Here is a 14,875-nt window from a genome sequence, read left to right as displayed (position 1 = left end):
CACTAGAAGTGTGGGCATTTTGCCAAGAAATGGCTGAACGCTTCCTAAATAAAACTTCATGTTGGCAAAACTGACACAGTTTTCATAAATCCCGCCTACTCCGATGTGCGGGCTTGCCTGCGATGAAGGTGTGTCAATCGGCGGCTACGGTGACGGATCCTCCGTCAGTCGTCGAAGCCCACCTGCTCATGAATCTCATCCACCTTCAACTCCAGGCGATACGCCACCGCAATGAACAGCGCCTGGCACAGGCACAACGTGGCGCTCAACGAACGGAAGGCAAACGACGAGCCTTCATTGACCAACAGCACTGCGTTCGCGCGCTTGGCCAGGGGCGACAGGTTGCTGTCAGTAATGATCAGGGTCTTGGCCTGGTGGTGCTGGGCGATACGCAGGCAGTGCTGGGTTTCTTTGCCGTAGGGCGTGAAGCTGATGGCGATCACCAGGTCATTGGCGCGCACGCTGCGCATCTGCTCGCGGTAGCTGCCGCCCAGGCCTGAGATCAGGTGGATGCGCTTGTTGGTGTGCTGCAGGTTGTAGACCAGGTAATCGGCCACCGCAAACGAACGGCGCACGCCAACCACGTAGATGTTGTCGGCGTTGACCACCAGGTCGACGGCTTTTTCGAACGCCGCGTCATCCAGTTCCAGGCCCAGGCGCTCGATGCCCGAAAGCGTGGCATTGACACACTCGCGCGCCAGGTCGCCGCCGCTGGCCTTCTGCGACTTGTTGGCGATCATGCTGCGGATGCGCTGCTGATAGTTCTGCACCGGCGTGGTCTTGTGGGTGTACGCCTCGCGAAACAGCGCCTGCATCTCACTGAACCCGCTGAAGCCGAAACGCTGGGAGAACCGCACGATGGCCGACGGATGCACTTCGCATTCGCGGGCGATGTCGCTGATGCGGTCGACCATGATCCGATCGCTCTGCTGGCTCATGTAGCTGGCGATGCGCTTGAGCTGGCGTGGCAGGCTTTCGTATTCGTCGGTGATCAGCTGCAACAGGCGTTCGGCATTGATCGCAGGGCTGGCGAGAGTGTCTTGGGAAGCGGTCTCGGGCGTGGCCGGCTGATCGGTGCGGGACATGGGCAATCCTTCTGGCGGGTTCATCTGGTGCGCTGATGGTGGGTGCAAGTCTACAGGGTAGGCGCAAAAAAATACCCCGGCATGCGCCAGCGAGTGGGCGGCTGAAACGATGCACTGTCGCTGGCGTACCCTTATGCTGACGTATTGGAAAAAATATTCTACCAAAAATAATTATGGAATAAATATTGATTGGGCTCGCTGAACGTTCTAGTCTGCTCCCACCAAGAGCGTGTGCCGTCGCCACGGCGGCACAACGCAGGCTGATAAAAATAACAGGAGCCAGCATGGGCCAGACTCGTTTTGCCAGTGGGCGTCAATTGGATCTGATTTGCCTCGGGCGCCTGGGCGTCGACCTCTATGCGCAGCAAGTCGGTGCGCGGCTTGAGGATGTGTCCAGCTTTGCCAAGTACCTCGGCGGTTCTTCCGCCAACATTGCCTTCGGCACCGCGCGCCTGGGCCTCAAGTCGGCGATGTTGAGCCGGGTAGGGGACGACCATATGGGCCGGTTCCTGACGGAATCCCTGGCCCGTGAAGGCTGCGATGTCAGCGGCATCAAGGTCGACCCGCAACGCCTTACGGCGCTGGTGCTGCTGGGCCTCAAGGACCGCGAAACCTTCCCCCTGGTGTTTTACCGCGAAAACTGCGCCGACATGGCCCTGCGCGCCGAAGACATCAGCGAAGCCTTTATCGCCTCGAGCAAGGCCCTGCTGATCACCGGCACGCATTTCTCCACCGACGCTGTGTACAAGGCCAGCGTCCAGGCCCTGGATTACGCGGCCAAACACAACGTCCAGCGCGTGCTCGACATCGACTACCGCCCGGTGCTGTGGGGCCTGGCGGGCAAGGCCGATGGCGAAACCCGGTTTGTCGCCGACCAGAGCGTCAGCCAGCACGTGCAGAGCATCCTGCCGCGCTTCGATCTGATCGTCGGTACTGAAGAAGAGTTCCTGATCGCCGGCGGCAGCGAAGATTTGCTCAGCGCCCTGCGCACCGTCCGTGAACTGACCCCGGCGACCCTGGTGGTCAAGCTCGGCCCGCAGGGCTGCACGGTGATCCACGGCGCGATCCCGGCCCGTTTGGAAGAGGGGGCGATCTACCCCGGCGTGCGCGTTGAAGTGCTTAACGTGCTGGGCGCCGGCGATGCGTTCATGGCGGGCTTTCTCAGCGGCTGGCTGAACGATGCCAGCGACGCGCGATGCAGCCAGTTGGCCAATGCCTGCGGCGGCCTGGTGGTGTCGCGCCACGCCTGCGCACCGGCCATGCCGACGCCGGCCGAACTGGATTACCTGTTCAACAGCCCGGTGCCGATCACCCGCCCCGATCAAGACGTGACCCTGCAGCGCCTGCATCGGGTCACGGTGCCACGCAAGGCCTGGAAGCAACTGTTCGTGTTCGCCTTCGACCACCGCTGGCAATTGGTCGACCTGGCGCAACGCGGCGGCCAGGACCCGAGCCGCATCAGCACGATCAAGCAGCTGTTTATCCAGGCCGTCGAACGCGTGGAGAAGACGCTGCGCGGGCAGGGCGTCGAGGCCGATGTCGGTTTGCTCGCCGACCAGCGCTTCGGCCAGGACGCGCTCAACGCCGCCAGCGGTCGCGGCTGGTGGATCGCACGCCCGGTGGAGGTGCAGAACTCGCGGCCCCTGGCGTTCGAACACGGCCGTTCGATCGGCAGCAACCTGATCGCCTGGCCCCAGGAGCAAATCATCAAATGCCTGGTGCAATACCACCCCGATGACGAACCGCTGCTGCGTCTGGAACAGGAAGCGCAACTCAAGGCGGTGTACGAGGCTTCGCTGGTCAGCGGGCATGAACTGTTGCTGGAAGTCATCCCGCCCAAGGATCACCCCTCGACCTACCCCGATGTGCTCTACCGCAGCCTCAAGCGCCTGTACAACCTGGGTATCTACCCGGCGTGGTGGAAAATCGAGGCACAGTCGGCCGAGGACTGGACAAAACTCGACGAACTGATCGAGGAACGCGACCCGTACTGCCGCGGCGTGGTGCTGCTGGGCCTGAATGCCTCGGCCGAATGCCTGGCCGAGGGCTTCCGCCAAGCCAGCCAGAGTCGCACCTGCCGTGGTTTTGCCGTGGGACGCACGATCTTCCAGGAGCCGAGTCGCGCGTGGATGGCGGGGGAGATTGATGACGAGACCCTGATCCGCCAAGTCCGGGCCACTTTCGAGCAATTGATCAGTGCCTGGTGCAGTGCCAGAGGCTGAACGTAGTTCTTAATTTGAAATGTAATCCAATGTGGGAGGGAGCTTGCTCCCGAAGGCGGTGGTGCAGTTACAGAAGTGTTGCCTGACACACTGCCATCGGGAGCAAGCTCCCTCCCACATAATGCAGATCTCAGTGATACCTGAAAATAATAAAGGTGCAGCCATGCCCGCAATCCGAATTGGCATCAACCCGATCTCCTGGAGCAACGACGACCTGCCGGCCCTGGGCGGCGAAACGCCCCTGAGCACGGCGTTGAGCGAAGGCAAGCAGATCGGCTACGAAGGTTTTGAACTCAACGGCAAATTCCCCAAGGACGCCAAGGGCGTCGCCGATGTGTTGCGCCCCTACGACCTGGCGCTGGTCTCCGGTTGGTACTCCAGCCGCCTGGCCCAGCGGTCGGTCGCGCAGGAAATCGAAGCCATCGCCGCTCACGTCGAGTTGCTCAAACACAATGGCGCCACGGTGTTGGTCTACGGCGAAGTGGCCGATTCGATCCAGGGCTCCCGCATCCGCCTGATCGAACGCCCGCGTTTCCACAGTGAGCAGGCCTGGCAGGACTACGCCGACAAGCTCACCGAACTGGCGCGCTTTACCCTGTCCCAGGGCGTGCGCCTGGCCTACCACCACCATATGGGCGCCTATGTCGAATCGCCGGAGGACATTGATCAACTGATGCGCCGCACCGGCCCCGAAGTCGGCCTGCTGTTCGATTCGGGCCATTGCTACATGGGTGGCGGTGAACCCCTCGACGTACTGCGCAAGCACATCGACCGCGTGTGCCATGTGCATTTCAAGGACGTGCGCAAAGCAGTGGTGCAACTGGCGCGCAACCAGATGTGGAGCTTCCCCGACTGCATCGTCAACGGCACCTTCACCGTGCCGGGTGACGGCGATATCGACTTTGCCGCGTTGCTCGATGTGCTGCTGGCCGCGCATTACCGAGGCTGGCTGGTGGTCGAAGCCGAGCAGGACCCGGCTGTCGCGCCGAGCTATATCTATGCGAAAAAAGGTTACGACACCTTGCGTGCGCTGCTGAACGAGAGGACGGGGCAATGAGTTTGCTGGTCAAGAGCCATAAGCGCGGGCAAACCATGGTCGCCCTCGAAGCGGGCCGCCTGGACTATGTCGGCTTTGCCGCCTACCGCCTGAGCCTGGGCGAAACCCTGCCAGTCACCGCCGGCGATCAGGAGCTGTGCCTGGTGCTGCTTAGCGGCCGGGTGACGATCGAAGGCGAGGGGTTCAACTGGCAGAACCTCGGCGATCGTCAGTCGGTGTTTGAAGACAAATCGCCCTTTGCCGCTTACCTGCCGCCGGGCACCGACGCCCAGGTGACGGCATTGAGCGACGTGCAGCTCGCGGTCTGCGCCGCGCCTGGCGCGACGGGTTTCGCGCCGCGCTTGATCCGCCCCGAACAATGCAAGCGCAGCGTGCGCGGCAAAGGCGCCAACACCCGTTACGTGTGCGACATCCTGCCCGACAGCGAGCCCGCCCACTCCTTGCTGGTGGTGGAAGTCCGCACGCCGTCCGGGCATTCGTCGAGCTACCCGCCGCACAAGCACGACACCGACGACCTGCCGCACCAGAGCTTTCTCGAAGAAACCTATTACCACCAGGTCAACCCGCCCCAGGGCTTCGTGTTCCAGCGGGTGTACACCGACGATCGCAGCATCGATGAGGCCATGGCCGTGGAAAACAGCGACCTGGTGGTGGTGCCCAAGGGGTACCACCCGGTGAGCGTGCCGTATGGCTACGAGTCCTACTACCTCAACGTAATGGCCGGCCCCAAGCGCGCCTGGCATTTTCATAACGACCCGCAGCACAGCTGGCTGCTGGACCTTTAAGGGGCGCGACATGACCACCACTCGTTTGACCATGGCCCAGGCCCTGGTGAAATTTCTGGATAACCAATACATCGAAGTCGATGGTGTGCAGAGCAAGTTCGTGGCCGGGGTGTTCACCATTTTCGGCCACGGCAACGTGCTCGGCCTGGGCCAGGCGCTGGAGCAGGACAGCGGCGACCTGGTGGTCCATCAGGGCCGCAACGAGCAAGGCATGGCCCACGCCGCCATCGGGTTTGCCAAACAGCACCTGCGCCGCAAGATCTACGCGTGTACCGCGTCGGTCGGCCCGGGGGCGGCGAATATGCTGACCGCTGCCGCGACCGCCACGGCCAACCGCATTCCGTTGCTGCTATTGCCTGGCGATGTCTACGCCAGCCGCCAGCCCGACCCGGTGCTGCAACAGATCGAGCAGTTCCATGACCTGAGCATCAGCACCAACGACGCCTTCCGTTCGGTGAGCAAATACTGGGACCGCATCAACCGCCCCGAGCAATTGATGAGCGCGGCGATCCACGCCATGCGCGTGCTCACCGACCCGGCCGAAACCGGTGCCGTCACCCTGGCGCTGCCGCAGGACGTGCAAGCCGAGGCCTGGGATTACCCGGATTACTTCTTGCAAAAACGTGTCCATCGCCTCGACCGGCGCCCGCCCACCGAGGCGATGATCGGCGATGCCGTGGCGGCCTTCGAGGGCAAGCGCAAGCCGTTGATCATCTGCGGCGGCGGGGTCAAGTACTCCGGGGCGAATGCGGCCCTGCAGGCATTTGCCGAACGCTTCGAGATGCCCTTCGCCGAAACCCAGGCGGGCAAGAGTGCGGTGCTGTCCAGCCATCCGCTGAACGTCGGCGGGATCGGCGAAACCGGCTGCCTGGCCGCGAACCTGTTGGCCGCCGAGGCCGACCTGATCATCGGGATCGGCACGCGCTACACCGATTTCACCACGTCGTCGAAGTCGTTGTTCAAGCACGCCGAGGTGCGGTTCCTCAACCTCAACATCAGCCCCGGCGATGCGTTGAAACTCGATGGCGTGCAAGTGCTGGCGGATGCACGAGTCGCCCTTGAGGCATTGGCCGCAGCGCTGGGCGATTATCGCGCCGGTTGGGGCGAGCAGGTGCGCGATGCAAGGGCGCAACTGGATGCTGAAGTCGACCGGGTGCATCAGTTGGAATACGCCGGTGACGACTTCGTCCCCGAGGTCGACGACCACCTCGACCGCGGCGTGCTGCGCGAATTTATCGAGCTGACCGGTTCGTGCCTGACCCAAAGCCGGGTCCTCGGCGTGCTCAACCAGGCGCTGGCCGACGACGCGATCATCGTCGCCGCCGCCGGCAGCCTGCCCGGCGACCTGCAGCGCAGCTGGCGCAGCAAGGGCGTCAACACTTACCACGTCGAGTACGGTTATTCGTGCATGGGCTACGAGATCAACGCCGCCCTCGGCGTGAAACTCGCCGAGCCGACGCGCGAGGTCTATGCGCTGGTCGGCGATGGCTCCTACATGATGCTGCACTCGGAGCTGGCCACCTCGATCCAGGAGCGCCGCAAGATCAACGTGGTGCTGCTGGACAACATGGCTTTCGGTTGCATCAACAACCTGCAGATCGGCAACGGCATGGACAGCTTCGGCACCGAGTTCCGCTACCGCAACCCCGAGAGCGGCAAGCTCGACGGCGGCCTGGTGCCGGTGGACTTCGCCATGAGTGCGGCGGCCTACGGTTGCAAGACTTACAAGGTCAGTAGCGTCGAACAGCTCGAAGCGGCGCTGGCCGATGCGCGCACGCAAACGGTGTCGACGCTGATCGATATCAAGGTGCTGCCCAAGACCATGATCCACGGCTACCTGTCGTGGTGGCGGGTGGGTGTGGCGCAGGTCTCCACCAGCGAACGCACCAACGCGGCGGCGAAAAAACTCAATGAACAGCTGGCCAAGGCCCGGCAGTACTAATAACAAGAGGAGTGAATGTATGTCGTTGAAGCTGGGTGTTATCGGTACGGGCGCTATCGGCCGGGACCATATTCGTCGTTGCAGCCAGACCTTGCTCAACAGCCAGGTGGTGGCGGTGACCGACATCGACCTGGAGCAGGCCGCCAAGGTGGTGGCGGATCTGAAACTGGACGCCGAGGTGTATCCGGACGGCCATGCGCTGATCCGTTCGCCTCAGGTCGAAGCCATTCTCGTTACTTCCTGGGGCCCGAGCCATGAGGCATTTGTGCTCGCCGCCATCGAGGCGGGCAAACCGGTGTTCTGCGAAAAACCCCTGGCGGTCACCGCCGAAGGCTGTCGCAGGATCGTCGAGGCCGAAGTGGCGCACGGCAAGCGCCTGGTGCAAGTGGGCTTCATGCGCCCCTATGACGAAGGTTATCGCGCCCTCAAAGCGGTGATCGACAGCGGCCGGATCGGCGAGCCGCTGATGCTGCACTGCGCGCACCGCAACCCGCGGGTGGGTGAGAACTACAAGACCGACATGGCGATCACCGACACCCTGATCCACGAGCTGGATGTGTTGCGTTGGCTGCTCGACGACGACTATGTGTCGGTGCAAGTGGTGTTCCCGCGCAAGACCAGCAAGGCCCTGGCCCATCTGCGCGATCCGCAGATCGTGCTGCTGGAAACCGCCAAGGGCACGCGCATCGATGTGGAAGTGTTTGTGAACTGCCAGTACGGCTACGACATTCAGTGCGAAGTGGTGGGGGAGACCGGTATCGCCAAGCTGCCGGAACCGTCGCAGGTGCAATTGCGCAGCGAGGCCAAGCTGTCCAATGCGATTCTGATGGACTGGAAAGACCGCTTTATCGGCGCCTATGACGTCGAGTTGCAGGCGTTCATCGACAGCGTGCGCGCCGGGCAAGTGGGCGGGCCGTCGGCGTGGGATGGGTTTGCAGCGGCAGTCGCGGCGGATGCGTGTATCGAGGCCCAAGGCAGTGGGCAAATTGTCCAAGTCAGCCTGCCTGAGCGTCCGCGCTTCTACGGCTGACACGCGGTCAATGTGGGAGGGGGCTTGCCCCCGATAGCAGTGGGTCAGCTAATGAATCTGGATCTGATCCACCGCCATCGGGGGCAAGCCCCCTCCCACAGTTGGATTGGGTGTGCACTTCAATGAAGGAGTGAATGTATGCGAATTGGATTGGTCGGCTATGGCCACGGAGGGCGCTTCTTTCATGCGCCACTGACTGCAACCCTGCCTTCTGCGGCTAACACGCGGTCAATGTGGGAGGGGGGCTTGCCCCCGATAGCAGTGGGTCAGCTAATGAATCTGGATCTGATCCACCGCCATCGGGGGCAAGCCCCCTCCCACAGTTGGGTTGGGTGTGCACTTCAATGAAGGAGTGAATGTATGCGAATCGGACTGGTCGGCTGTGGCCACGGAGGACGCTTCTTTCATGCGCCACTGACTGCAACCCTGCCTTCTACGGCTAGCACTCGGTCAATGTGGGAGGGGGCTTGCCCCCGATAGCAGTGGGTCAGCTAATGAATCTGGATCTGATCCACCGCCATCGGGGGCAAGCCCCCTCCCACAGTTGGATTGGGTGTGCACTTCAATGAAGGAGTAAATGTATGCGAATCGGACTGGTCGGCTATGGCCACGGAGGGCGCTTCTTTCATGCGCCACTGACTGCAACCCTGCCTTCTGCGGCTAACACTCGGTCAATGTGGGAGGGGGCTTGCCCCCGATAGCAGTGGGTCAGCTAATGAATCTGGATCTGATCCACCGCCATCGGGGGCAAGCCCCCTCCCACAGTTGGATTGGGTGTGCACTTCAATGAAGGAGTGAATGTATGCGAATTGGACTAGTCGGCTATGGCCACGGAGGGCGCTTCTTTCATGCGCCACTGACTGCAACCCTGCCTTCTACGGCTAACACTCGGTCAATGTGGGAGGGGGCAAGCCCCCTCCCACAGTTGGATTGGGTTTGCACTTCAATGAAGGAGTGAATATATGCGAATTGGACTGGTCGGCTATGGCCACGGAGGGCGCTTCTTTCATGCGCCACTGATTGCAACCCTGCCCGGCGCTACTTTTGTTGGTGTGGTGACTCGTTCACCCGAGCGCCGTCAGCAATTGAGCACTGATCTTCCAGGGGTTAAAGCCTTTGACAGCATCGGCCAGATCGTCGAGGCCGGCGTTGACGCCCTGGTGATTTCCACCACGCTTAAAGGTCGCCCGGCGCTGGTGCTGGAGGCCATCGAGCACGGCGTCGCCGTGGTCAGCGATAAACCTTTCGCCGCCAACGCCGAGCAGGCCCGGGTGCTGATCACCGCGGCTGAACGCCAGGGCGTGTTGCTCAGCGTCTACCAGAACCGGCGCTGGGATTCGGATTTCCTGACCTTGCGCAAACTGATCGACGCCGGCGCCCTCGGCGCTGTCACCCGGTTTGAATCCCGCGTCGAGCGTTTCAGCCCGCAATCGGTGGGCAATGCCAGCGGCGGCGGCTGGCTGCGCGACCTGGGCAGCCATCTGGTGGATCAGGCGCTGCAACTGTTCGGCCCGGTAGATCGGGTTTTCGCGCAACTGCACTACAGCGCCGAACACCCCAGCATCGACCACGGCTTCTTCGTCTCCCTGACCCACGCCAACGGGGTGATTTCCCACCTGTGGGGCAACGCCTTGCAGAACAGCCCGGCACCGCGCTTGCGGGTCAGCGGCACCCTGGGTTGCTACACCGTCGACGGATTGGACGGCCAGGAAGACGCACTGATAGCCGGCAAGTCGCCCAAAACCGAGGGCGAGCACTGGGGCTCTGAGGAGCACCGCCGCTGGGGCTGGTTCGAACAAGGCCCCGAGCGCGAGCGTGTGCCGTCGGAAAAAGGCTGCTGGACCCAGTTCTATCGCCAGTGGCAGGCCGCCGTGCAAGGACAGGGGCCGCTGCCGGTGGACGCCTACGAGGCGTTGGAAACCACAAGGATATTGGACGCCGCACGCCTGAGCGCCGAGCGCCAGCAAGTGGTTTCGACAAAAATAGAATAAAATTCTAAAACAGGTTGATATAGAAATTATTTTCCAATAAAGTCTTTTCCAGGTTGCATAAAGTACGTTCCGGACTCGATCCCGACGACTCAACAAAAACAAGATCAAAAACAACCAGGTACCGTCAGATGAAAATCTTCAACGCTGTACTGCGAGTTTTACGCCCAGCCCTTGCGCCACGCGGTCTGCCCCGCACCCGGCCGTTTTACTTCTCCTTCCTCAACGTGCTGTGCGTCGAAAACCAAGGCGCCCTGGTGTGCTGCATTCCGGGAGCACCGCTCGTCCGCCTGCCGTCATCCTCGCTCTGAAAAACGCAACGTCCAAAAAACCAACAAGAAAGTGGAGACAGACCGTTCATGAAGACCCCGATCCGTTTTACCGCGCTGGCGTTGTCCCTGCTGCTGGCCAGCGGTTTTGCCATGGCTGCCGATCTGAAGATCGGCGTGAGCATGTCGCAGTTCGATGACACCTACCTGACCAATGTGCGTGAGTACATGGACAAGCAAGCCAAGGCCTACCCCAAGGGCGATGGTGTGCAACTGCAGTTCGAAGACGCGCGCGCCGACGTGGTCAAGCAATTGAGCCAGGTCGAGAACTTCATCAGCCAGAAGGTCGACGCGATCATCGTCAACCCGGTGGACACGGCGTCCACGGCGCGGATCAGCAAGTCAGCGCTCGAAGCGGGTATTCCGCTGGTCTATGTCAACCGCCGACCTGACCAGAAAGACCTGCCCAAAGGCGTGGCGGCCGTGACCTCCGATGATGAAGAGGCCGGCAGGCTGCAAATGCAGTACATCGCCGAAAAACTGGGGGGCAAGGGCAAGGTGGTGATCCTGCTCGGTGACCTGGCGAACAACTCCACCACCAACCGGACCAAGGGCATCAAAGAAGTCCTGGCCAAGTACCCGCAGATCAAGATCGAGCAGGAACAGACCGGCATCTGGCTGCGTGACCGTGGGATGACCCTGGTCAACGACTGGTTGACCCAGGGCCGCGAATTCAATGCCGTGCTGGCCAACAACGATGAAATGGCGATTGGCGCGGCTATGGCGTTGAAGTCGGCCGGCACCAAGCCGGGCAGCGTCTTGATTGCGGGGGTCGACGGCACGCCGGACGGCTTGAATGCGATCACCAAGGGCGAAATGACCGTGTCGGTGTTCCAGGATGCCAAGGGCCAGGCAGTCGGCTCGGTGGAGGCGGCGCGCAAGATGGCGAAGAAGGAAGCGATCGAGCAGAACATTGTCATCCCGTTCAAGCTGATCACCCCGGACAACGTCAAAGACTTCAAGTAGCCCTTACATCACAACAATAAGCCGGCAGGGCGGTCGTGCCCGCCCTGTCGATGGAGTACCGCCCTATGCTTGCTCAAGCCACTGTCTCGCAGCCGCCCGCTATCCAGCCGTCGCTGCTGGAAGAACCGTACCTGCTGGAAATCCTCAACATCAGTAAAGGCTTTCCCGGTGTGGTGGCCCTGGCCGATGTACAACTGCGTGTGCGCCCGGGCTCGGTGCTGGCGCTGATGGGCGAGAACGGCGCGGGCAAGTCGACCCTGATGAAAATCATCGCCGGCATCTACCAGCCCGACACCGGGGAAATCCGCCTGCGCGGCAAGCCGATTGTGTTTGAGACGCCGCTGGCCGCGCAAAAGGCCGGGATCGCGATGATCCACCAGGAACTCAACCTGATGCCGCACATGAGCATCGCCGAGAATATCTGGATCGGCCGCGAGCAGCTCAACAGCCTGCGCATGGTCAACCACCGCGAAATGCACCGCTGCACCGCCCAATTGCTCGCCCGCCTGCGCATCAACCTCGACCCCGAGGAGCAGGTGGGCAACCTGAGCATCGCCGAGCGGCAGATGGTCGAGATTGCCAAGGCGGTGTCCTACGATTCCGACATCCTGATCATGGATGAGCCGACGTCCGCCATCACCGAGAAGGAAGTCGCCCACCTGTTTTCGATCATTGCCGACCTCAAGGCCCAGGGCAAAGGCATCGTCTACATCACGCACAAGATGAATGAAGTGTTCGCCATCGCCGATGAAGTGGCGGTGTTTCGCGACGGCCAGTACATCGGCCTGCAGCGCGCCGACAGCATGAACAGCGACAGCCTGATCTCGATGATGGTCGGCCGTGAACTGAGCCAGTTGTTCCCGGTGCGCGAAACGCCCATCGGCGAGTTGCTGTTGTCGGTGCGCGACCTGGGCCTGGACGGCGTGTTCAACAACGTCTCGTTCGACCTGCATGCCGGCGAGATCCTCGGCATCGCCGGGCTGATGGGCTCGGGCCGCACCAACGTGGCGGAAACCCTTTTCGGCATCAGCCCAAGCACTCGCGGGCAGATAACCCTCGATGGCAAGGCGCTGCGTATCACCGACCCGCACATGGCCATCGACAAAGGCTTTGCGCTGTTGACTGAAGACCGCAAGCTCAGCGGGCTGTTCCCGTGCCTGTCGGTCCTGGAAAACATGGAAATGGCCGTGTTGCCGCATTACTCGGGCAACGGGTTTATCCAGCAGAAAGCCCTGCGTGCGCTGTGCGAAGACATGTGCAAGAAGCTGCGGGTGAAAACCCCGTCCCTGGAGCAATGCATCGACACCTTGTCCGGCGGCAATCAGCAGAAAGCCCTGCTGGCGCGCTGGCTGATGACCAACCCGCGCCTGCTGATCCTCGACGAACCGACCCGTGGCATCGATGTCGGTGCCAAGGCCGAGATCTACCGTTTGATTGCGTTCCTCGCCAGCGAGGGCATGGCGGTGATCATGATTTCTTCGGAGCTGCCTGAAGTGCTGGGTATGAGCGACCGGGTGATGGTGATGCATGAAGGCGAACTGATGGGCACCCTGGACCGTGCAGACGCGACCCAGGAAAAAGTCATGCAACTGGCCTCCGGTATGACCGCGGTCCACTGACGAACAGCCGCGCGGGCCTGCGGTTGGCCTGCGCCATAGAATAAAAAGGTGATTGGCTATGAACGCAATAACAGACAACAAGCCTGCCACGGCAGCGGTCAAGCACCGTCGGCGCTTGCCCACCGAGCTGAGCATCTTCCTGGTGCTGATCGGCATCGGCCTGGTGTTTGAGCTGTTTGGCTGGATTGTGCGAGACCAGAGCTTCCTGATGAACTCCCAGCGCCTGGTGTTGATGATCCTGCAAGTGTCGATCATCGGCCTGCTGGCCATCGGTGTGACCCAGGTGATCATCACCACCGGGATCGACTTGTCTTCCGGCTCGGTCCTGGCGTTATCGGCGATGATCGCTGCCAGTCTTGCGCAAACATCTGATTTTTCCCGTGCGGTGTTTCCGTCCCTGACCGACCTGCCGGTGTGGATTCCGGTGGTGGCGGGGCTCGGCGTGGGGCTGCTGGCGGGCGCGATCAACGGCAGCATTATTGCGGTGACCGGTATCCCGCCGTTTATCGCAACGCTGGGGATGATGGTGTCGGCCCGTGGCCTGGCGCGTTACTACACCGAAGGCCAGCCGGTGAGCATGCTCTCGGATTCCTACACGGCCATCGGGCATGGCGCGATGCCGGTGATCATCTTTCTGGTGGTGGCGGTGATCTTCCATATCGCCCTGCGCTACACCAAGTACGGTAAGTACACCTACGCCATCGGCGGCAATATGCAGGCGGCGCGCACCTCGGGGATCAACGTCAAGCGCCACCTGATCATCGTCTACAGCATCGCCGGGCTCCTGGCGGGCCTGGCCGGTGTGGTGGCCTCGGCGCGTGCCGCCACCGGCCAGGCCGGCATGGGCATGTCCTACGAACTGGATGCGATTGCCGCCGCGGTGATCGGCGGCACCAGCCTGGCCGGCGGAGTAGGGCGCATCACCGGCACCGTGATCGGCGCGCTGATCCTTGGGGTGATGGCCAGCGGGTTTACCTTTGTCGGGGTCGACGCGTATATCCAGGACATCATCAAGGGCCTGATTATCGTGGCGGCGGTGGTGATCGACCAATATCGCAACAAGCGGAAGCTAAAACGCTGACGCAGTGCAAAATGTGGGAGGGGCTTGCCCCCTCCCACATTCAGACCTGCATTCGTCAGATCCAACCGTTTGTCTTCTATATAGCTCCACAACACTGAATTTCTTGCTATAAACACACTCCGATGACCATTCGCCAAGCCCGTCCTGGTGCCTTTGGGGGTTATCTTGGAAAAAATGCCTGTCTTTTCAGTTGCTGCGCCCTCAAGTCGGCCTTAGACTGCCGCCCCTCGTAAATTGAGTGCCGGGTGGCGCTTGGAATGGATGGCGCCTTTCCGAGACCTGCAGAGGTTGACCGGAACGCTCCCTTATTCGCCTTAATGCACGTATTTTTTATAGAGAAATCAATGACAAAGGAAAAGTTGCTGGCCATGCCGGCGGATGACTACATGAATGCCGAACAGCACGCTTTTTTCGAGCAGTTGCTGCAAGACATGAAAGTGGAACACCACGAGCGCATTGAACAGAACCGCATCGCCATTGAGAGCCTGGACACCCCGGCCGACCCGGCGGATGCCGCCTCCGTGGAAGAAGAGCGCACCTGGTTGGTGAATGCCATTGATCGCGACCAGCGCATGCTGCCGCAACTGGAGCGCGCACTGGAGCGCATCAAGGAAGATTCCTTTGGCTGGTGCGATGACAGCGGCGAGCCTATCGGCCTCAAGCGCCTGCTGATCAGCCCGACCACCAAGTACTGCATCGAAGCGCAAGAGCGCCACGAGCAGATCGACAAGCACCAGCGTCAAGCCTGATGCGCTGAAGCTGGGGGGCGAG

At 61.5% G+C, this 14,875-nt stretch carries 12 protein-coding genes; 11 read left to right on the top strand and 1 reads right to left on the bottom strand.

All coding sequences use genetic code 11. The annotated features are described in order from the left end of the window. Positions 1-164: 164 nt before the first annotated feature. On the bottom strand, positions 165-1,085 hold the full coding sequence (locus tag C5F70_RS11565) for a MurR/RpiR family transcriptional regulator (protein WP_017846562.1): 921 nt from the start codon (positions 1,083-1,085) through the stop codon (positions 165-167). A gap of 284 nt (positions 1,086-1,369) precedes the next feature. Between C5F70_RS11565 and iolC the strand changes: the two genes are divergently transcribed. The 11 genes from iolC to C5F70_RS11505 all read left to right on the top strand — a co-directional run bounded on the left by iolC (position 1,370) and on the right by C5F70_RS11505 (position 14,853). Continuing rightward, entirely contained in the window at positions 1,370-3,307 is a 1,938-nt protein-coding gene (iolC, locus tag C5F70_RS11560; RefSeq protein WP_104903350.1) for a 5-dehydro-2-deoxygluconokinase, read from the top strand. A 163-nt stretch (positions 3,308-3,470) separates the two neighbouring features. Continuing rightward, a complete protein-coding gene (gene iolE / locus C5F70_RS11555) occupies positions 3,471-4,364 on the top strand; it encodes a myo-inosose-2 dehydratase (protein ID WP_017846560.1) in 894 nt (297 codons plus the stop codon). Continuing rightward, the gene (gene iolB, locus C5F70_RS11550) at positions 4,361-5,149 is read left to right on the top strand and encodes a 5-deoxy-glucuronate isomerase (RefSeq protein ID WP_104903349.1); all 789 of its coding nucleotides are present in this window, start codon (positions 4,361-4,363) and stop codon (positions 5,147-5,149) included. The genes iolE and iolB overlap by 4 nt, the downstream gene beginning before the upstream one ends. A gap of 10 nt (positions 5,150-5,159) precedes the next feature. Then, positions 5,160-7,091 carry a 3D-(3,5/4)-trihydroxycyclohexane-1,2-dione acylhydrolase (decyclizing) gene (gene iolD, locus C5F70_RS11545; protein ID WP_046383702.1) on the top strand — a complete coding sequence of 644 codons (1,932 nt, stop codon included), beginning with the start codon at positions 5,160-5,162 and terminating at the stop codon, positions 7,089-7,091. Between the two features lie 19 nt (positions 7,092-7,110). Further along, positions 7,111-8,121, top strand: coding sequence for a Gfo/Idh/MocA family protein (locus tag C5F70_RS11540; protein ID WP_017846557.1), 1,011 nt, complete (start codon positions 7,111-7,113; stop codon positions 8,119-8,121). A 962-nt stretch (positions 8,122-9,083) separates the two neighbouring features. After that, the gene (locus C5F70_RS11530; protein ID WP_046484460.1) at positions 9,084-10,112 is read left to right on the top strand and encodes a Gfo/Idh/MocA family oxidoreductase; all 1,029 of its coding nucleotides are present in this window, start codon (positions 9,084-9,086) and stop codon (positions 10,110-10,112) included. A 128-nt stretch (positions 10,113-10,240) separates the two neighbouring features. Continuing rightward, complete coding sequence (locus C5F70_RS11525; RefSeq protein WP_079444050.1) at positions 10,241-10,420, top strand: hypothetical protein; 180 nt, start codon at positions 10,241-10,243, stop codon at positions 10,418-10,420. Positions 10,421-10,468: 48 nt separating this feature from the next. After that, complete coding sequence (locus C5F70_RS11520) at positions 10,469-11,404, top strand: sugar ABC transporter substrate-binding protein (protein ID WP_017846555.1); 936 nt, start codon at positions 10,469-10,471, stop codon at positions 11,402-11,404. Between the two features lie 65 nt (positions 11,405-11,469). Next, positions 11,470-13,023: a sugar ABC transporter ATP-binding protein gene (locus C5F70_RS11515; protein ID WP_104903347.1), complete on the top strand. Its 1,554-nt coding sequence runs from the start codon at positions 11,470-11,472 to the stop codon at positions 13,021-13,023. Between the two features lie 58 nt (positions 13,024-13,081). Further along, positions 13,082-14,104, top strand: coding sequence for an ABC transporter permease (locus C5F70_RS11510; protein WP_017846553.1), 1,023 nt, complete (start codon positions 13,082-13,084; stop codon positions 14,102-14,104). A 344-nt stretch (positions 14,105-14,448) separates the two neighbouring features. Further along, entirely contained in the window at positions 14,449-14,853 is a 405-nt protein-coding gene (locus C5F70_RS11505; RefSeq protein WP_010564800.1) for a TraR/DksA C4-type zinc finger protein, read from the top strand. Positions 14,854-14,875: the final 22 nt, after the last annotated feature.

It is taken from the genome of Pseudomonas sp. LH1G9, from assembly GCF_002949975.1.
GTDB lineage: Bacteria > Pseudomonadota > Gammaproteobacteria > Pseudomonadales > Pseudomonadaceae > Aquipseudomonas > Aquipseudomonas veronii.
The sequence above is the reverse complement of the archived record's forward strand: the minus strand, read 5'-3'. Positions and strand labels throughout refer to the sequence as shown.

Bases quoted from the DNA above. Each gene is read 5' to 3' on its own strand.
- C5F70_RS11565 (WP_017846562.1), bottom strand. From the start codon at position 1,085: ATGTCCCGCACCGATCAGCCGGCCACGCCCGAGACCGCTTCCCAAGAC.
- iolC (WP_104903350.1), top strand. From the start codon at position 1,370: ATGGGCCAGACTCGTTTTGCCAGTGGGCGTCAATTGGATCTGATTTGC.
- iolE (WP_017846560.1), top strand. From the start codon at position 3,471: ATGCCCGCAATCCGAATTGGCATCAACCCGATCTCCTGGAGCAACGAC.
- iolB (WP_104903349.1), top strand. From the start codon at position 4,361: ATGAGTTTGCTGGTCAAGAGCCATAAGCGCGGGCAAACCATGGTCGCC.
- iolD (WP_046383702.1), top strand. From the start codon at position 5,160: ATGACCACCACTCGTTTGACCATGGCCCAGGCCCTGGTGAAATTTCTG.
- C5F70_RS11540 (WP_017846557.1), top strand. From the start codon at position 7,111: ATGTCGTTGAAGCTGGGTGTTATCGGTACGGGCGCTATCGGCCGGGAC.
- C5F70_RS11530 (WP_046484460.1), top strand. From the start codon at position 9,084: ATGCGAATTGGACTGGTCGGCTATGGCCACGGAGGGCGCTTCTTTCAT.
- C5F70_RS11525 (WP_079444050.1), top strand. From the start codon at position 10,241: ATGAAAATCTTCAACGCTGTACTGCGAGTTTTACGCCCAGCCCTTGCG.
- C5F70_RS11520 (WP_017846555.1), top strand. From the start codon at position 10,469: ATGAAGACCCCGATCCGTTTTACCGCGCTGGCGTTGTCCCTGCTGCTG.
- C5F70_RS11515 (WP_104903347.1), top strand. From the start codon at position 11,470: ATGCTTGCTCAAGCCACTGTCTCGCAGCCGCCCGCTATCCAGCCGTCG.
- C5F70_RS11510 (WP_017846553.1), top strand. From the start codon at position 13,082: ATGAACGCAATAACAGACAACAAGCCTGCCACGGCAGCGGTCAAGCAC.
- C5F70_RS11505 (WP_010564800.1), top strand. From the start codon at position 14,449: ATGACAAAGGAAAAGTTGCTGGCCATGCCGGCGGATGACTACATGAAT.